The 20,916-nt window shown below is 30.2% G+C and carries 12 protein-coding genes; 7 read left to right on the forward strand and 5 right to left on the reverse strand.

All coding sequences use genetic code 11. The features are described from left to right. The first annotated feature begins 263 nt into the window (after positions 1–263). The 6 genes from BR82_RS0102155 to BR82_RS0102180 all read left to right on the forward strand — a co-directional run bounded on the left by BR82_RS0102155 (position 264) and on the right by BR82_RS0102180 (position 12,955). Positions 264–6,677, forward strand: a complete 6,414-nt coding sequence (locus BR82_RS0102155) for a polysaccharide lyase family 8 super-sandwich domain-containing protein (RefSeq protein WP_161635115.1) — start codon at positions 264–266, stop codon at positions 6,675–6,677. 459 nt (positions 6,678–7,136) lie between these two features. Continuing rightward, positions 7,137–8,444 (forward strand): phosphomethylpyrimidine synthase ThiC, encoded by a 1,308-nt coding sequence (gene thiC / locus BR82_RS0102160; RefSeq protein WP_027088826.1) that lies wholly within the window; start codon positions 7,137–7,139, stop codon positions 8,442–8,444. A gap of 9 nt (positions 8,445–8,453) precedes the next feature. Next, the gene (gene thiM, locus BR82_RS0102165) at positions 8,454–9,275 is read left to right on the forward strand and encodes a hydroxyethylthiazole kinase (RefSeq protein WP_027088827.1); all 822 of its coding nucleotides are present in this window, start codon (positions 8,454–8,456) and stop codon (positions 9,273–9,275) included. After that, positions 9,262–10,689 (forward strand): bifunctional hydroxymethylpyrimidine kinase/phosphomethylpyrimidine kinase, encoded by a 1,428-nt coding sequence (gene thiD / locus BR82_RS17970; RefSeq protein ID WP_027088828.1) that lies wholly within the window; start codon positions 9,262–9,264, stop codon positions 10,687–10,689. Before thiM ends, thiD begins: the two co-directional genes overlap by 14 nt. 432 nt (positions 10,690–11,121) lie before the next feature. After that, positions 11,122–11,946: an undecaprenyl-diphosphate phosphatase gene (locus BR82_RS0102175; protein WP_027088829.1), complete on the forward strand. Its 825-nt coding sequence runs from the start codon at positions 11,122–11,124 to the stop codon at positions 11,944–11,946. A gap of 715 nt (positions 11,947–12,661) precedes the next feature. Next, complete coding sequence (locus BR82_RS0102180; RefSeq protein WP_024720951.1) at positions 12,662–12,955, forward strand: PTS sugar transporter subunit IIB; 294 nt, start codon at positions 12,662–12,664, stop codon at positions 12,953–12,955. Between the two features lie 1,351 nt (positions 12,956–14,306). On the opposite strand, the gene BR82_RS0102185 is transcribed toward BR82_RS0102180, so the two are convergent. The 5 genes from BR82_RS0102185 to BR82_RS0102210 form a co-directional block, all read right to left on the reverse strand. Then, positions 14,307–14,486, reverse strand: coding sequence for a hypothetical protein (locus BR82_RS0102185; RefSeq protein WP_027088831.1), 180 nt, complete (start codon positions 14,484–14,486; stop codon positions 14,307–14,309). 1,065 nt (positions 14,487–15,551) lie between these two features. Further along, positions 15,552–15,986, reverse strand: a complete 435-nt coding sequence (locus tag BR82_RS0102195; protein WP_027088832.1) for a hypothetical protein — start codon at positions 15,984–15,986, stop codon at positions 15,552–15,554. Then, the gene (locus tag BR82_RS0102200; protein ID WP_027088833.1) at positions 15,987–16,466 is read right to left on the reverse strand and encodes an RNA polymerase sigma factor; all 480 of its coding nucleotides are present in this window, start codon (positions 16,464–16,466) and stop codon (positions 15,987–15,989) included. Between the two features lie 98 nt (positions 16,467–16,564). After that, the gene (locus tag BR82_RS0102205) at positions 16,565–19,165 is read right to left on the reverse strand and encodes a cation-translocating P-type ATPase (protein ID WP_027088834.1); all 2,601 of its coding nucleotides are present in this window, start codon (positions 19,163–19,165) and stop codon (positions 16,565–16,567) included. A gap of 195 nt (positions 19,166–19,360) precedes the next feature. Beyond that, a complete protein-coding gene (locus BR82_RS0102210) occupies positions 19,361–20,227 on the reverse strand; it encodes a diacylglycerol/lipid kinase family protein (RefSeq protein WP_027088835.1) in 867 nt (288 codons plus the stop codon). 115 nt (positions 20,228–20,342) lie between these two features. On the opposite strand from BR82_RS0102210, the gene BR82_RS0102215 reads away from it, so the two are divergent. After that, positions 20,343–20,891, forward strand: a complete 549-nt coding sequence (locus BR82_RS0102215; protein ID WP_027088836.1) for a hypothetical protein — start codon at positions 20,343–20,345, stop codon at positions 20,889–20,891. The last annotated feature ends 25 nt before the right edge of the window (positions 20,892–20,916 follow it).

Here is a 20,916-nt window from a genome sequence, read left to right on the forward strand (position 1 = left end):
TAAAAAATGTTGTTATTAACGATAAAAACTTGTTGTAATTTTTGTAAAAAAAAGTTACAAATATTCTAACTTTATAGTAAAAAAGAGGTTATGATAAAATATTTTATATAAATAGTTTTGAAAGGAGGATAGGTCTAAAAGGATAAGATTTATTATTGTTACTATGTTTAAATAATGAGCTATTAAATAAATTTGTAAATGAAAAAAGTTAAACGTAGTAATATTGGATGATTAAAAAATTAAGGATTTATTGTGGGAATGGGATGTTAATAAATAATATGGTATTAAAAAAGAAGGGAAGTGGAGAAATAATGCAGCACATTAAAAAAATATTTATTATGATCGTTAGTGCTTTTTTATTAATGACATCGATTACGAGCGGTATTGTAACGATTAAAGCACAAGATGATGTTGATCAATATGCGCTTATGCGTGAAAAATTTCACGATATGGCGGTTGGCGGCAGCTATGATATTAATGATCCAGATGTAAAACCGATGTTACAGTCTATTAATGATACAGCACAGTTGTATTGGGATAATATGAATAAAAATCCTATCTCTAATGCAATAAAAGGAAATTATATGAATGCTGAGGATACGGCTTTGGATCCTAATTTAGATCCATCGAATGATTATATTTTTCCTGAGTATCCGCTAGGTAAACGCCGTAGTGGCAGCAATGCGTATATTAATGCAAATTCAATTCAATTTACATATCAATATCTTAGAGCTATGGCTTTAGCATATGAGACCAAAGGCTGTGCATTATATAAAAATGAAGATATGTTTGAAAGCATTAAAATGGCATTAGAATTCATGAATGAATATCATTATAATCAAGAATTCAAACAAGGCAGTAAAACAGTCCCTTATGGTAACTGGTTTTCTTGGCGTTTAGGAGCTCCGGTTTATTTAGGAGAAACATTACTTCTTTTATATGATGATTTGGATAAAGAGACGATTGATAAATACGCTGCAACAATGGCGGAATTTGTTAACTGGACATCTTTTACAGGAGCAAATTCAACATGGAATGAACGTGTGAGTATGTATACTGGTTTATTAACAGAAGATTCATCATATATGAGTCATATTCAATCAGTAATGCCAACGGTATTAAAATATACAGAGCAGGGTGATGGATCTTTCCCTGACGGTTACTATGAAGATGGAACATTTATTCAGCATACAACTTTTCCTTATAATGGTGGATATGGATTGATGTGTCTAACAGATACAGCATATTTAATATACATGCTTTCAGGAACAGATTGGGATCTAGGAGAAGATAGTGCGAATATTGTATATGACTGGGTCTTAGATTCATATGAACCAATGGTTTATAATGGTTTAAGTATGGATGCTTTTCGTGGTAGAGAAATTACAAGAACTGATACTACGCAGCCTCGTGGGGCATTGATCATTGCAAATGCGATGTTAATGTTATGTCAAAATGCGCCAGAAAATATTCAAAATCAATTTAAAGGCTGTATCAAACAGTGGTTTGGCAATGAATTTATGATTGAACAAATGAATGCTAGTGCTGATACCCCTTGGTATAAATTCCCATTAGATACAGTAGTTAAAGTAAATAACATTTTAGATGATAATAATATCATACCAATAAGTTTTGATGGAACGACTTATCAAATGAATAATGGTGCTCGGACGATCCATTGGTCAAAAGAGGGCTGGGCTTATACGATTGCCATGGCTTCACCAACTATTAAAACTTATGAAGGTGGCGATTCTAATAATAAAGGATGGTATATTGGAAATGGTGCTACTTACTTATATACAAATGATCTAGAACGGAGTGAAGGAGTCGAAAAGGCAACCAAAGACTGGTATCGCATTCCTGGAGCAACTTCAGTATATGGCAGAAATCAAGGATCACAATATAATCTCAATGCCTTTGCTGGTGGTGTAAGTGATGGTGTATATGGTGTATCAGGAATGGATCTAGCTATGACAACGCATAATTTAAAAGCTAAAAAGTCATGGTTTATGTTTGATGATGAAGTTGTTGCTTTAGGAAGCAATATTAGTGGACAATATGATGTAGAAACAACACTTGAAAATTATAAAATTGATGATAACAATAGAACATATTATGTAGATGGTAATGAGCAGACAATGAGCATGGATGGTATAGAAACTGCTTATAGTAATGTAAAAACATTTAATATGCAAGGGAATGTTGAAGATTCTGAAATCGGATTTTATTTCCCTAATAGTTTAGACATCAATGTAAAAAGTGAAACTAGATCAGGAACATGGTCATCTTTAGGAGAATATAATCGCGATACGACGACATATAATGCCGATTATTTTACTGTTTGGACAGATCATAGTGAAAATGGAAATGGCGCTGCTGATGGATCATATGCATATGTATTATTACCAGGAAAGTCAGTCAGTGAAACAGCTGCATATGCTTCAAATAGTGATATTGAAATTATTCGTCAAGATGATAAAGTGCATGCAGTATATGAAAAGAGTTTAGGAACATTAGGTGTTAATTTTTGGCAGGATGGATATAATTCAGTTGATTTAGGTGATGTTAAAAATTATGTAACAAGTGATAGTGCGGCCTCAGTTATGATCAATGATACTGATAATGGTTTGAATGTTTCTGTTACCGATACGACTCAACAAAATAGTGATTATATAACTTTAGAAATTAATCGTGAGGTACAGGGAGTAGTTAGTGCTGATGAAGGCATTGAAGTTATCCAAATGGCACCAACGACGATTATTAAAGTTAATGTTAAAAATGCAGATGGTAAATGTTTCCAGGTTGCCTTTTCACATGATGATGTGGATTTAAAACCGACTTCGATTACTGATGTTTATATGGATGATGATGCTTTAGTAGTAGCTGTAAATCGTGAAATAAATGCTAAAAGCTATTTGATTCACTATGGTAATGAAAGTGGTAAATATCCAAATGTTTTAGAAACTGATGATTTAACAACACGGATCTATGGATTAACACCAGGTGCTACTTATTATTTGAATGTTCAAGCTAAAAATGGTGAAAATATTAGTGAATTCGGAAGCGAAGTTTCTTTTACGACAACTGCTACAACTTCATTTTTTGATGAATTTGAAACAATGGATAAGATGTTGAGTCATACATCAAATTGGGATTTTGATTCGGCAAATGCGGGACAAAATGGGCAGGCAAATAATTTTGAAAGTGATACTACTCGAATCAAACGTATTGGTTCAGATAGAAATAGTGTTGAGTCGATCGTTTATATGCTGCCAGGACTTCAAGATTTTACTTTAGAAGTATATGGTTATGATAATTCGATCGGAACGATCAACATGTATACATCACAGGATGGTAATACGTGGCAAGAACAAGCTTATCGTACTTCGCCAGCTGTCAATACTAAAAATGGCTGGTTTAAACAAAATTTATCGACACCAGAGAGTGGAATTAATGAAGATGCTAATTATCTTAAAATTGAGGTTTGTAATCATCCAACTAAAGTATGGGCACCACAATTTACTAGGTTTGATGCTACGATGAAAAATGCTAGTGATCTTAAACTATTAAAAGATTCAATGCAAAATGACAGTAAAATATATTTAACTAGTGATGTTGATTTTACAACTTATTTAGATGACGATGTAGTAAAGGCTATCAGTGATGATGCTGAATTGTTATATAGTTATACAAATATTAAAGATGGGACGATCACAGCTTACGTTAAGGACGGTGGCAATGTTGATATTTCGATATCAAATAATGGTATCGATTATACCTCATTAACTGTTGCAAAAGAGGCAGTAGATACTAATGATGGTTATACAAAAATAAATATTACTATTCCAGAATTAGCAGAAAATATTGATTATTTAAAAATAACAGCATCAAAAGATAGTATGATTTCAGATGTTACTTTGAGTTATGTGCCTGAAAATGCTGATGTCCAGCAAATTCGATTCGTTGATAAAAGTATCGATGGAGTTATTGATTATGATGTAGTTCCAGCAGTTAAAACAGCACCAATGAATGCCCAAAGTACGCTTATTTATAATTCAAATAATGATAGTGTTGTTACATTTAAAAATGGTACATTACAGTTTATGAAACAAGGTAGTGCTACAGTTGAGCTGCAAGTCAAGGGAACTGATGTATCAGCTGTTTTACCAGTTACAGTATATAAAGATATGGCTTTAAAAAAGGCAGTAACAGCAAGTTCTTCAACAGCTGGTTATGCAGTTACTAATGCTGTTGATGGTGATATGGATATTACAAGATGGCAATCTAATTCGCAAGGGAAAGAATGGATCCAGGTAGATTTAAAAAAAGAAACATCTTTTGATGCAATTGATCTTAAATGGTATGCAAATGGTGAAAGTTATGATATTTTGGTTTCTAATGATGGAACAAATTGGAAAAATATTAAATCAGAAACAGAAGCTAAATATGGTCAGTACGTTCGTTATGATTTTGATGAATCAGAAACAGCACGTTATGTAAAGATTCAAGGTGTAAGCGAATCACAATATTCATTATTTGCTTTTAGAGTTCTACAAAGAACTGGAAGTGAAAATGATGTTGAATTAGAACCATGGAATCTAGCGCTTAATAAACCGGCCTATAGTAGCGGTTTACATCCAAGCGATGGAACTGGAAAAGCTGAAAAATATGCTGTAGATGGAAGTACTGCAACCCGCTGGGCTTCAAGAAGAACAAATGATGAATGGTTTTATGTAGATTTAGAATCAGATTGTATTATTCAAGCAGTCAATATATTATGGGAAGTTGCTTCAGCAAAAGAGTTTAAATTACAAATATCTGAGGATGGTGAAACTTGGATCGACATGGCCCATATTAGCAATAATAGTGTGCAAAATGATTGGACAAAACATGTATTTTCTCAAGATTATGTTGGTAGATATGTCCGGATGCAGGGGATTTTAGCTAATACCGGATATGGATATTCTATTTATGAATTCCAGGTAATGGGAACAACAGTTGATGATCCTAGTGTTCAAGATATCAATAATATCTCATTTGTAGATAATAAAATGAGCATGTTGAAGGGACAAACAACGACCCTTGTAATTACAACTGATCCTGAAAATGTAACGGCTTCTAGTATTGCTTGGGAATCATCAGATCCAAGCTTAGTATCTGTCAACAATAATGGTAAGATTACGATCAAAGGTGAATCAGGAAAGGCAATAATAACGGCATATTCGATTAAAGATCCGACTGTTAAAGCTGAATGTACGATCAATATTACACCTAGTGCCGGAAAAGTAATTAAAGTTGAAGGTTTATCTTTATTGAATACGGTCAATACATTATTTTTAGGAGATATTCATCAATTAAGTGCAAATATTACGCCAGAAAATGCAACACATCAATATATTATCTGGTCAAGCAGTGATGAATCAGTTATTAAAATAGATGCTGATGGAAAATTAAGTGCTGTTGGAATGGGAATAGCTACAATTAGTGCTAAGACAACAGCAGGAGTAAATGTTGAAATAACGATTACAGTTAAAGAAGCTCAAGTTGATAAAGATTCATTACAAGAAATTTATGATAAAAATAAAGATAAAGTAAGTGAAACTTATACTCCTGCAAGCTGGCAAGGATTCAGTGAAGCAATGGAACAGGCAAAAAATGTTTTAGAAAACGAAAGTGTTAGTCAAGAAGAAGTTGATCAAGTTTTAGCTGATTTGATGACTGCTGTTGAAGAATTGGTGAAAAAAGCTGATAAACGCGGATTAGAAATAGCTGTTGAAGCAGCTGATGAAATTACAGATAAAGATTTAGAAGCAGTAGTTCCTGCTGTAGTAAATGAATTTAAAGCAGCTTTACAAGAAGCTAAAGCAATCTTAGAAGATGAAAATGTTAGTCAAGAAACAGTAAGTGCATCATTTGATCGCTTAGCAACAGCAATTCAAATGTTGGATTTTATTAAAGGCGATAAAGCATTATTAGAGATTTTAGTAGTTGAGGCAGCTAAATTAGATAGTAGTGATTATACTGATGAATCATGGGCTGTTGTAGCTGATGCGCTAGCTAAAGCTAATGAAGTACTTGCTGATGAAAATGCATTGCAAGATGAAGTAGATGCAGCAAAAAATGCTTTACAAAATGCTATAACAAGATTAGTGGAAAAAGTAGATAAGACATTATTAGAAGCTTTCTACAATAAAGTAAAAGATAGTGAAGAAAGTAAATATTTAGCATCATCATGGTCAGGATTCAAAGAAGCTTTAAATAGTGCTAAAAATGTATTAGAAAATGATGAAGCAACTCAAGAACAAGTGGATGCTGCATATAATGTGCTAGTTAAAGCCTATTTAGATTTAAGACTAAAACCAAATAAAGATTTATTACAAGAACTAATTGATCAAGCAAAACGATTAAATCGAGCAAATTATAGTTTAGCTAGTTATAAGGTGATGTTAGAAGCATTATCAGATGCTCAAGCAATATACGCTAATGAAGAAGCAACAGAAGCTGAGGTAATAGCAGTTCAAAACGATCTAGCAAAAGCAATCGACAGTTTAATAGAACAAAGTAATGAAGATACATTAAGTATTAAAACTGGTGATAATAGTTTTGTATATGGTTCATTAGGATCAATGATGCTAATGGCAGTGGCGATTGTTTTATTGAAAAAAAGAGAATCTTAGATCAAAAATATAAATAAGGAAGTTTTAAGAATAAGCTTAATTCTTCCTTTTTTGTTATTTTAAAGTGCTAAAGAAACAATGTTATAGTAGAAAGATTATTAAGTTTTAGTTTGTTTAATAAAGTCTAAGATTTATAATTTTATTAATCAGATAACCATAGAAATATTAAGAGATAGATATAATGGAACTAAAGAATCATGAATAGCTATAATTAAAACTATAATAAAAAAATTTCATAATTTGTTTTAAAGATACAGAAATAGCATATTTTTGACATTTATAAATAGAAGACTTATAATAAAATTAAATAAATAAACGGGGAGCATTTGCTGAGAGTAAGCTTTAGACTTAGACCCATAACCTGATTTGGATAATGCCAACGTAGGGAAACAGTAATTTTGATTGTTTGCAGAAGGTTCTTTCAGGTGCCTCTGTTTTTTTATTAAAGGAGGACGGAAATTGAATTATACAACACAGATGGATGCAGCGAGAAAAGGAATGATAACACCAGAAATGAAAATTGTTGCTGCCAAAGAAAACCTTGATATTGAGTTATTAAGAGAAAAGATAGCTTTGAGAGAAGTTATTATCCCATGCAACAAAGTTCATCATGCTCTTTGTCCCAATGGAATCGGAGCTATATTAAAAACAAAAATCAATGTAAATTTAGGAACTTCAAGAGATTTAGTTGATTTAGAGATGGAATATGAAAAAGTAGAGATGGCTGTAAAGATGGGGGCAGAAGCCATTATGGATTTGAGTTCTTTTGGAGATACGCAAAAGTTTAGAAAATTTTTAGTCGAAAAATGTCCAGCGATGCTAGGAACAGTACCCATTTATGATGCCGTAGTTTATTATCATAAACCACTTATGCAGATTACAAGTAAAGAATGGATCGATATTGTAAGAATGCATGCTCAAGATGGTGTAGATTTTATGACGATTCATTGTGGAATCAATCGAAATACTGCTAAACGTTTTAAAGAAAATAAACGTTTAATGAATATTGTTTCTCGTGGCGGTTCGATTATTTTTGCCTGGATGGAAATGACAGGAAAAGAAAATCCTTTCTATGAATATTTTGATGAAATTTTAGATATTTGTGAACAATATGATGTGACTTTGAGCTTGGGTGATGCCTGTCGACCAGGCTGTATCGAAGATGCTAGTGATGCCAGTCAAATTGAAGAATTAATTGTTTTGGGTGAGTTGACAAAACGGGCTTGGCAGAAAAATGTCCAAGTCATGATTGAAGGGCCAGGACATATGCCGCTTAATCAAATTCAAGCGAATATGGAAATTCAAAAAACATTGTGTCATGGCGCTCCATTTTATGTCTTGGGACCAATCGTAACAGATATAGCACCTGGTTATGATCATATTACCAGTGCAATCGGTGGGGCAGTAGCAGCAGCCAATGGCGCTTCATTTTTATGCTATGTGACACCAGCAGAACATTTAAGATTACCTGATATAAATGATGTTAAAGAAGGAATAATTGCTAGTAAAATAGCGGCTCATGCAGCTGATATTGCTAAAGGGATACCACATGCGATGGATATTGATCGTCAAATGAGTGAAGCAAGAAAAAAACTAGATTGGGAAAAAATGTTCACATTGGCAATCGATCCTGATAAAGCTATAGCCTACCGTCAATCTTCAAAACCAGAAAAAGAAGATACTTGCAGTATGTGTGGGAATTTTTGTGCAGTAAAAAATATGAATAGAATATTAGATGGAGAAAATATTTCTATATTTGATGAATAGGAGAAAATTATGTTTAAAGAAATGTTAGATAATGTCAGAATAAAAAAACCACTAATTCATAATATTACGAATTATGTAACAGTGAATGATGTAGCAAATATGGTCTTAGCTTGTGGGGCAAGTCCTATCATGGCAGATGATGAAAATGAAGTAGCAGAAATTACCAGCATCTGCACAGGATTGAATATTAATATTGGAACATTAAATTCTAGAACGATCTTATCTATGAAAAAAGCGGGACAGAAAGCAAATGAATTGTCACATCCGGTTTTATTGGATCCAGTCGGCGTAGGAGCAAGTCAGCTTAGAACAAAGACAGCTTTTGAATTGATTGATAATGTTTCTTTTAGTGTTATTAGAGGAAACATTTCTGAAATCAAAGTTTTAGCTTATCGCCAAGGAAGCGTTCATGGCGTTGATGCAAATGTTGAGGATGCTGTTAGTGAAGAAAATTTAGATAATTGTATTGCATTTATTAAAAAATTTGCTCAGCAGGTTCAAGCGATTGTTGCGGTGACAGGAGCAATAGATTTAGTTAGTGATGGAACAACTTGCTATGTTATTAGAAATGGAACAAAGGAAATGAGTGCTATAACGGGGACGGGCTGTCAGCTGTCAGCTTTAACAACAGCTTTTATTTGTGCTAATCAAAATCATATTTTAGAAGCAACAGCAGCAGCTGTTTGTACAATGGGATTAGCCGGTGAAATTGCCCAAACAAAGATGCAAGATCACGAAGGGAATGCATCTTATCGAAATCGAATCATTGATGCTGTTTATCATATGACGGGTGATGTTTTAGCAAAAGGAGCAAAATATGAAATTAGATAAGCAGGATTTATTATTATATGCTGTAACTGATCGCAGCTGGTTGAAAGATAGATCTCTTGCTAGTCAGGTAGAAGATGCTTTAAAAGGCGGAGTAACATTTTTACAGCTTAGAGAAAAAGATTTAGATGATAAAACTTTTAAAGATGAGGCATTGCAGATCAAAGCATTATGCCAAAAATATCATGTACCATTTATTATTAACGATAATGTTGAATTGGCTAAGGAAATTGATGCTGATGGTGTACATATAGGACAAGATGATTGTGAATTGAAAAAAGCAAGAGAAATTTTAGGTAAGAATAAGATCATTGGTGTTTCGGTTCATGATTTAAAAGAAGCAAGAATAGCTTATGAAAATGGTGCTGATTATTTAGGTGTAGGTGCAGTTTTTTCAACTAATACTAAAAAGGATGCTTCAGCAGTTTCGTTTACAACTTTAAAAGAAATTTGTACAAATATCGATATTCCTGTTGTAGCTATTGGTGGTATTAATGATGATAATATTATTCAATTAACAGGTAGTGGAATAGATGGGGTTGCTGTTATTAGTGCTATTTTTGCCCAAGATGATATAAAAGAAGCAGCAAAAAAACTAAAAGAAAAGATCAGTCGACTAGTTCATAAAACCTTGCCGGCTTGTCTAACGATTGCGGGGAGCGATAGCAGTGGTGGTGCTGGCATTCAGGCTGATGTGAAAACAATGCTGGTAAATCGGGTTTATGCTATGTCCGCTTTAACAGCTCTAACAGCTCAAAATACGACTGGTGTTACTGGTATTTATGAGGTATCAGGTGAATTTTTAGAACAACAGTTAGATAGCATTTTTACAGATATTTATCCCGAAGCTGTGAAAATTGGCATGGTGTCAAGTCAAACTTTGATTATTTCGATTGCAAAGAAGTTAAAAGAATATAATGCTCGAAATATCGTTATTGATCCCGTTATGATAGCGACTAGTGGTGCTAAATTGATCGATGATGAAGCAATTGATACTTTAAAAGAATATTTGTTACCTATGGCTACTGTTTTAACACCGAATATTCCTGAAGCAGAAATTTTAGCAGATATGAAAATTAAAAACGAGCAGGAAATGGTGGAAGCTGCTGCTTTAATTGGTGAAAAATATGGCTGTGCAGTTTTGGTTAAAGGTGGTCATGCTATTAATGATGCTAATGATTTGTTGTATCAAAAAGGAAATTATCAATGGTTTAAAGAAAAACGTATTGATAATTTCAATACACATGGAACAGGTTGTACTTTATCAAGTGCAATAGCAGCAAACTTAGCAAAAGGGGATAGTTTAGAAAAATCTATAGAAAAAGCAAAAAAATATATATCAAAAGCATTAGCAGCTATGCTTGATTTAGGAAGTGGTTCGGGACCAATGGATCATGGTTTTGTTTTAGATAAATGATAGTTTATAAAAAATGTATATGATGATAAATCGTAAAACTATATCAAAAATAATATAAAGAAAAATAAAAGATTGCAAAGATGTTTATCATCATGTATGAATATCTAGTCAATAAGAAATATTGATATAAAATTTTTTGGAAGAAAAAGAAAATTTAATAACAATAAGTTATTAAAAAGTTTCTTTTTTTATAGTGATGCATGGAATATACGTTTTTAGTCTTTAAAAGGGTTTGTAACCCTTTTAATGTTAATTGATGTATAATTTTAAATCATCTGTAAATTAGTAATAATTAAATTAATTTTTAAAATAATATCTGGTTTATGTAGTAAAAATATGTTCATAAATGGAAAATTTATTATATGTTAATTTAATAATGATTTTTATCATAGCTAATGTTATAATACCTAAGGATAATTTATGGAGGTAAATATGAATATTATTGAATTAATCAAAGTTATAATTTTAGGTATAGTAGAAGGGATTACAGAATGGCTGCCAATTAGTAGTACTGGACATATGATTTTAGTGGATGAGTTTATAAAATTAGATGTTAGTGCTGATTTTTTAGAGATGTTTTTAGTTGTGATTCAATTAGGAGCAATACTTGCTGTTGTATTTTTGTACTGGCAAAAATTACTTCCGTTTGATTATAAAAATAATTGGAAAATAAAAAAAGATACTTTTTCAATGTGGTTTAAAATAATCATAGCTTGTATTCCTGCAGCGGTAGTAGGGATATTATTTGATGATCAGTTAAATGAATTATTTTACAATCCACCAACTGTTGCGATTGCTTTAATTGTTTTTGGAATCTTATTTATTATTATCGAAAATTATAATAAAGGAAGAAAAGCAAAAATCAATTCATTAAGTGAAATAACTTATAATACAGCATTGATTATCGGGATATTTCAATTAATTGCAGCAGTTTTTCCTGGTACTTCTCGTTCTGGAGCAACTATTGTTGGGGCTTTGTTGATTGGAGTTAGTCGTACAGTAGCTGCTGAATTTACTTTCTTTTTAGCGGTACCAGTTATGTTTGGTGCAAGTTTATTAAAGTTAGTTAAATTCGGATTCGCTTTTACTGCTAGTGAATTAGTTTTATTGATTATTGGTATGTTAGTAGCTTTTGTTGTCAGTATGATAACGATCAAGTTTTTAATGAGTTATATTAAAAAACATGATTTTAAAGTGTTTGGATGGTATCGAATTATTTTAGGAATTATTGTTTTGATTTATTTTATGATTTTCTAAGTAAAAGTACACATATAAATTTTATATGTGTATTTTTTAGCTAAAATATTATTTTATGCTATAATTTAAGATGAGGTGATTAATGTCGTTTAACTATGATATCTTACATTTGTATGATGATGCTAAAAGTGAAAAATGAAACAAATTTATTCAATAGTAGTATTTTTTGATATTTTAGGTTTTAATCTAGTTTTAATGATATAAAAAAGCATCAAAAATATCTATGTTTTAGCGAAAATTAATGAGCCGTTCAATCAGTGATTTTTAATATTTATTAGCTGTTAAGGATTTTTTAATAAATATAAAAAAAGATTATCTTAAAAAAATAATTGTTGAAGGTAAGAAAAATAGCAACGTTTCAATAAAAGCAAAATATGGCTGACTAGAAAAAAGTGTTTTAAAGAAATTGATTATTTAAGAAATAATAAAGAGATCATATTATAAAATATCTTTATTTATGTTACAATTATAAAAGATTAAAGGAAAATGTTGATCTGAAAAAATTATTCTATTTTAATAGTTATAAGATTCGTAATGTTTAATTTTTAAGATTTAAAAATATCTTATGCTAATAATATCTTTATAAAAATCAAACAGAACAGCGGCTTATAAGTTATTTTGATTAAGAATTTTTTTTAGAAAAAAGCAAAAAATAATAGCTTGCAATACTTAACGGTTTGAAAGGAAAAGCGGGCAGAAAGGAGAGATAGCGATTATGAAAATTTTATTATGCTGCATGGCAGGGGTTACTTCTAATATGTTTGCATCAGCATTAAAGGATGAAGCAGCTAAAAGAGATTTGGAAATTATTGTTTGGGCTGCGGCTCAAACAGCGGTTGAATATTCTATTGAACAAGCTGATTTGATATTAGTAACTCCACAACTAGCAGGTTCATTAAAGAAATTTAAGGATTTAGCAGTACCAGGGACGCCAGTAAGTCTTATTAGTGAAGAAGATTTTAGAACTTTTAATGCTAAAAAGGTTTTAGATGATGTTCTTTCGTTATAATGTTAAAAAATAATTTTGTTGTTAAAGAACTATAAATTGTTATTTGTAGTTCTTTTTTAATGTATATTATAGAAAGTGGATTTGTTTTAACGGTAATGAATTTCTATACTAATATTGAGGTCGCTTTTTTATTTTGTGTAATGGTTAATGAACTTTAACAAAAGGAATATTAATTTATCATGAAACAGCATCAAATAAAAATTCCAAAACAAAAATGTATGTGTTAGCTATAATATTAAATTATTGGATAAAAAAGCCAAAATAATCTTGCAGGATTGCATATTATGTGGTCAATACAGCGGTTTGTCCTCAAAAAAGCAATTTCTATTAGTGGCTATGATATACAACACAAATAGAGCAGATTAAAAAACCGACTAGATTTTCATGAGGTTTTAGAAGAAGTATTAGACAGTTTCAAGATAAAAAGATTTTAAAGCTGGTCTTCTTAGCTATACGGAGGATGTATCATTTGTTGTTTTAGATTCACAAAAAGAAAAAATTGAACATCTAGCTATCAGCTTATTAAGAAAAATAAAACTTTTTATTAATTTATTTAGTCCTTTAGCAAGGCAAAATAATATTGATAATTATTTTTTATGCTCCAATCGCTATTGTCATTCTAGCGAGAAATAAAAAAATTGTTATTATTCATTGATAAGCAACAAATTATGCATGAATTTTGGTATATTATATGCTAGTCTTTAATAAAATATATATAATAGGAAGAATTGTAGTTGTTGATAATTTTGAAAAATACATTTCATGATATGCGATTGTAAGATTAGGAATTTTTAATACATGAGGTGAGAAATTAAGGAGGGGTGAAAAATGAATAAAGTGATTTTTATTTTCTCGATTTTCTTTTTTAAAAGAAACAAATAGTATTATAAATAGGGTTACTGGTAATGTTTGTAATTTAGTTAAAATCAATAACTAAAGCTGGTTCATGAACTATCGCTTCAGATCGGAAAATTATAGGAAATGATGTAGAAGAAATCCGAGCACAAACAAGTTAGAAAAGCAAATAATTTAGGTAATAAGTTCATAGAAAAGGATAACGAAATAAAATATGACCATTAAACAATAAATTGTCAGAAGAAAACATTTTTAACATAACAGATCAGGGACACTCATACTAAGATTTATATTACACCCCAAGTAATTTTCAACAATAACTTGGTTTTATAATGCATTAATTTCTATTATTTGGGGTTTTGTATTGATAGTATTAGATAAAAATGTAAAAAGTATATTGGAAATAAGACTAACTGTTTGTATGTTGCTTTTCAATTTTTTTACATTTTAATAACTAAGATCTATTTTATCTCAGTAATGAATATATAGGCTATAGTCACCTGATTTTTTTGTATCTTTTTAAATTACGTAAAATTTGTTCCTGTTTAATCTTCTTACGTTCATAAAAGGCTATTTGTTCGTCTTTGTTAGGTATGTTACTGTTATGTAGTATTTTTAATGCTTTATCACATTTTCTTAAATTATTTACCGCTTCTATTTGTTTTCTATTTTTCAAAATATCACCTTTATAAAATCTTTGACAATTTTTATATTTATAATCTTCATAGATCTATATAAATTGAGCGAAATATACTGTTATTTTATTGTCAAATAAGTGTGGAAGAGTTAAAGAAAATATAATTGAATTTTGTATGAAATTTGAGATTATCCGCATAAACACAATATTTTCAAAGAATTCGAAGTTACAAAACTCACTCATTTTACCATTTGACGCTTACATTTGAAAAACACAGCTTATACTATTTCTTCCTCTTGATGAACCCACACAGAAAATAAAAAGTTCTGTCAAGAATAGCCACTGTTAAGTGGTACGAAGCATTCTTGATCAGACTTTTTAGTTTTATTTCCACTTTCTATAACCCTCATTTTAATATTATGTATCATTTAGACTTGTTCTTTTAGTAGAAAGTATCTTGTTTTTCATCATATATAAAGCAATTATCCAAATCATATAATTTAATCTTAAAACAAATAGCTGTATCAGGAAAAAATCCCAATAACTTATTTTGAAAATTTTTATGTCTATTTTTCATATGGAGAATTTCATTTCCAGATAATATTATTAAATCTCCTTCTACTTTTTTTACATAATCAAAAAGTATTTACCGCTTCCTTCTCTTGTTGTGTTCCCGCTCTCTATAACCCATTCAATATAACAATCTTGAAAAAATTTATTTTTACAAAAATATGACTCTATATTTTTTTGTAATAGTATTGCCATAATCAATAATATTAACTGTTAAATAGAAATTGTTATTTTCAAATGTGATATCCTTAAAATAATACTTGTTTATATTATTATAAATACAAGCATTGGAAAATACCTCACTAATTGTTGTTTTTAGAAATAATTGTATCTTATCTTTATCAAATCATTCACAACAGTATTGAATTCATCTTCTCTATGTAGAATATAATGTTTAATATCTTTTTATTGTTCTTTATATTTTTATCCGTTCATATTATTCACAATGCCGGTTAGTTTATAATAAAAATTTTTAGACATAAAAATCTCACATATTTTATTAATCGTGAGTAATGTGAGATTATAATTATTATTTTATTTATCTTGAATCGTAATTTCTGTATTTGTTTCACCGTCCGAATTCTTTATGTTACCGTCAGCTTCAAGGCCATTTTCTTCTAATTCGCTTTTATTTATATCTATCTCCTGATTTGATTGATCAGATTCATGTTTATATTTGATCCAAATGTCGCCATTTTCATCAACATACTGTTCTCCAGTTATTTCTCTTTCCTGATTATTTTCATCAGTAAAAATTACTTTAATTGTATTTTTGACGGTATTACTAATTTTACCATCAGTTGCCGCATCAACTGTACTAATTCCACCTAATATCAAAATACATACAGCAATACTAAATGCCGCTTTTTTTAGTTTTATTTTTTTCATAGTTCTATTCCTTTCATAAAGATCATAAGCAATGCGATCATTAACCATAGTTTTAATTTTATCAGTATCAATTTGTTTCATTTACTCTTTCCTCCTTAGCTTCTTTCTGATTCGATATAATTTTATTTTCAGATTATTGATTTTTTGCTTTTTCATTTTAGCAATCTCCCTGATTTTATATCCTTCAATATAATAAAGATGAAATATTTCTTTTTCTTGATCAGTCAATTGCTGTATTTTTTCTTCGATGATCAACATTTGATCAAATTCATATTCTTGATATCCTTGATTATTTAATATTTGATCATCATATTCAATTTCCTGCTTATTTTGTTTTAATCTATTATAAGTACAGTTTCTAGCAATCGTTGACAAATATGATTTCATATTCGTTTGAATCTTATTTTGATTCTTCCAGAAAAGATAAAATGTATCAGCAATAATTTCTTCGATATCATGATATGATAATGTATCTCCAGCAATATTATAAACAACGGTAAATACATAATGACTGTATTCTTCAATAATCAAATCAATGTTTAATTCAACATTATTCTTCAAATTGATACCTCCTCTTTGAATCGATTCATTATATAGACAACAAATATTTTATAAAGGTTACAAAAAAAGAAAAGCTGTTTTCAACTTTTCTTAATTATTTATCTATTTTTAATTTTTTTAATTATTTGAATAATTGGTAAATTTGCTAGTGCTAAACCGTAAACAATTAATAATTGTTCAATGTTTAATGTTTGAACTTTAAATGTTGTTTGTAAAAACGGCATTGTAACAACTAAAGTAATCAAAATAAAACCAATCAAAAAAGCTCCTTGTAAAAATATATTATTGAAAAAGCCTTTTTTAAATATAACTGGTTTTTTTGACTTACAATTATAACCATGTACTAATCTTGATAAACAAAGCGTAGCAAAAGCCATGGTGCTAGCTAATACGGTATTACCATCTTGATATCCAATCGTAAATGCTAGCATTGTCATTAAAGCAATCACAAAGCCTTCAATTCCCACATCGATTAAAAACGGTTTGGTTAAAATTGATTCATTTATCGGTCTTGGTTTTTCTTTCATAACCTCTTTACTGTGAGGTTCCATTCCTAAAGCAATCGCTGGTAAACTATCAGTAAGTAAATTAATAAATAATAAATGTACTGGCGCAAAAGGTACTGGTAAAGCCATGATCGAAGCATATAAAACAGCTAAGATTCCGCCAAAATTTCCTGATAGTAAAAATTGAATTGCATCTTTGATATGACTATAAACATTTCGCCCGTTTTCAATGGCTTTAACGATTGTTGCAAAATTATCATCGGTCAAAACCATTGCAGCAGCATCTTTAGATACTTCACTTCCCGTGATTCCCATCGCAACACCAATATTCGCCTGTTTTAAAGCTGGAGCATCATTGACGCCATCGCCAGTCATTGCAACAATATTTCCTCTTTCTTGCCAGGCTTTAACAATTCGAATCTTATGTTCTGGTGAAACTCGTGCATAAACACGTTTATCTGCAACAAACTGTTTTAACTGTTCATCAGTTAAATGATCGATCATACTTCCTTCAACTGCTTGCGAATCATCAGTTAAAATTCCGATTCTTTTAGCAATAGCCATTGCTGTAATTTTATGATCACCAGTAATCATAATTGGAGTAATTCCGGCTTGAATACATTCTTCAACTGCTTTAGCACTTTCTACTCGTGGCGGATCCATCATGGAAATTAGACCTAGAAAAATCAAATCATTTTCATCTTCAAGCATCAAAGCTTTCTCTTGATCAAATTTACGATAAGTGATTGCTAAAACGCGCAATCCATTTTTAGAAAACTCCATATTCATGTCATTAATTTTCTTGATATCATCTGCGGTGATTTCTAAAATTTGACCATTTTTACGAATATATTTAACTCTTTTGATTAAAACATCAACTGCTCCTTTAGTAATCATGGTATAACCATCTTTTAAAAGATGCAGAGTTGACATCATTTTACGATCACTATCAAAAGGTAATTCACTTAAGCGTGGATAAGCATCTCTAACTCGTTTAGCTGGTACATTTAAACTATCACTAAGATTGATCAGTGCTGTTTCCGTAGGATCACCTATTTCTTGACCATCAGTATTTGTCGAATCGTTACACAAAATACTTAAACGCATTAGATCTTTATGCAATGGATTAGAAGGATCAATATCTTTAGCTAAAATCCTTTTTTCTTCAATATAATAATCTTCGACTGTCATTTTATTTTGAGTTAAGGTTCCTGTTTTATCTGAACAAATAACAGAAACACTGCCTAAACCTTCTACGGCTTGCAGCTTACGAATAATTGCCCCTTCTTTAGCCATTTTTTGCGTTCCAAAAGATAGTACGATCGTTACGATCGAACTCAAAGCTTCAGGAATTGCTGCCACCGCTAATGCTATTGCAAACATAAAAGCGTTACCAATATTACCACCTTGTAAGATGTTTAAAACAAATAATAACGCACAAAATGCCATAATAATAATTGATAATTTTTTACCAAAATTATCTAAGTTTATTTGTAAAGGTGTTTTTTTATCAGAAGTACTTTTTAATAATTGGGCAATTTTTCCTACTTCTGTTTCCATCGCTATTTCTGTAACTAAAAAACTGCCGCGACCATAAGTCACAAAACTTCCAGAATACACCATATTAACACGATCACCTAAAGGTACTTCGCCTTCAATAACAGCCGTCGATTTTTCTACTGCCAAACTTTCTCCAGTTAAAGCACTTTCATCAACTTTCATACTTTTATTTTCAATAATTCTTCCATCAGCCGGTATATAATCACCAGCTTCCAAGTAGACTTCATCTCCGATCGTTACCTCTTTACTAGGAATTTCAATAATTTTATTATTGCGTAACACTTTAGCATTAGGTGCTGATAATTCTTTAAGACTATTTAATGATTGATTCGCTTTTACAGTTTGGACTGTTCCCAAGACTGCATTGATTGTAATTACGATCAAAATTACTAAAGCACTTTCAAAATCTCCTAAAAAGCCAGATACTAAGGCTGCTATGATAAGTATAATGACCAAAAAATCTTGAAACTGCTCGATAAAAATCATCGGTATACTTTTTGGTTTAGTTTCAATTAGTTCGTTTAAACCATATTTTTCTTGATTCCTTTTAACTTGTTCATCATTAAGCGGTTTTAATGAACCATTGATTTCTTTTCTAATTTCCGATATTGATTTGTTGTAATATGCTTTCATCTATTTCCCTCCTCTATTCGTATACAATAAAAGCGAGTCCTTTATTGCATACTAAAAATGCAATAAAAGTCTCGCTATTTCATTACGTTCCGGATGATTTGATCATCGTATTGACGAAAGCGTAAACACTATGTGTTAGCTACTCCCTTTTATGTTCTTATATGATAACTAGATTGATAAAAAAAGTCAATTCTTTTATTTATATAATACAACTTTTAACGAATTCTTAACAATCTCTAAATGATAACAGCCTTTAGCATATCTTTCTCCATCAATATTAACATCTTGATTTGTTTTAATATCTAATACTTTTAACTTATTATGATAATATAACTTTCCTTTTTCCAGCTGACCCGTAAATAATAAAAACAAATAGTATGGAATTGATCTTTTCTTTAAACTAGAAACTAAATTAATATCGATTAAACCATCTTGAATATCAGCATTTTTACCAATTCTAAACCCACCGCCAAAATACTTACCATTGCAAAAAGCTCCAACAATTAAACTTCCTTCATAGATTTTCTTATCATTTTGATAAAGCGTCGTAGGATATAAGCGATATTTTGACATCCTTCTAACTAGAACATTTACATACTGCAAAGTTTTTGGTAAATATTTGATTCGGCGATAATTATGAACATTATTAGCTATATCGCTGTCAAAAGCACAACAAAATACATTAATACAATAGATATCGTTAGCTTTGATTAAATCAATTGGCTGGGCCTTTAAATGTAATGACATTTCTAAAAGCTCATAGGGGTCATTAGTATTGGCAATTGTCCGAATAAAATCATTTCCTGTTCCAGCAGGAATAATAACTAATTCATTATCACTGCCAATCAATCCTTGAACAACTTCATGAACTATACCATCTCCACCAACTGCATAAATACGATGATTATATTTTTGATAGCTTTTTGCAATTTCAGTCGCATGGCGCGGATATTTTGTATACTTTATCTCATAGTCATATCCTTTCATCAAAGAATTGATCATTGCTTCTATTTTAAGACTTTGTGTATTTGGTTTTATTATAAAAATATGTTTTTGTTCCATAAAGATATCACCTTCTTCATTTTAACAGATTTTTCCTTATATAAGCTATATTTTATTTAATTAAAAAAGCATAAATGTGGATCAGATTGTAATAATTTATTTAAGAGGTGATCAGATGATCTATATTATTAATATCATCCTTGGGGGAATATTTGTATATTATGATATTTATCATATCGATAGTAATCTGATTAAATGGTTGATCAGTTTTAATTGTTTTATTTATCTAGTTATAAAAAAAGTTAGTCCACCTGCTATTTTAGCTAGTGCTTTGGCATTTATCGGTGATTATTTTTTGTTATTTACAAATCATTATTTAATTGGTATTAGTTTATTTATTATGGTTCAATTGACGTATATGTATCTGATAAAATATGTTAATTATTTTCCTTTTGTTTTTTTAGGTCTTATTTTAATAAACCCTTTAATTAGTTTGGCACTTATATATTTAGGTTTTAGTTTATTGAATCTATATCAGAGTTTTAAAACTTATAAAAAGCTTTTTATTGCTGTTTTTCTTTTATTATGTTGTGATATTATTATTGCACTTGTATATCTAAAACTTATCGATTCTGTTTTTGCTATTATGATCTGGATCTTTTATCTGCCTAGTCAGTTATTTTATATTTATAGTCAAACTTTTTTTCAAAAATCTTTTTTTTGATATTTATTTTTAGATTTAATAGTGT

Origin of the sequence: Thomasclavelia saccharogumia DSM 17460 (genome assembly GCF_000686665.1) — a bacterium.
Taxonomy (GTDB): domain Bacteria; phylum Bacillota_I; class Bacilli_A; order Erysipelotrichales; family Coprobacillaceae; genus Thomasclavelia; species Thomasclavelia saccharogumia.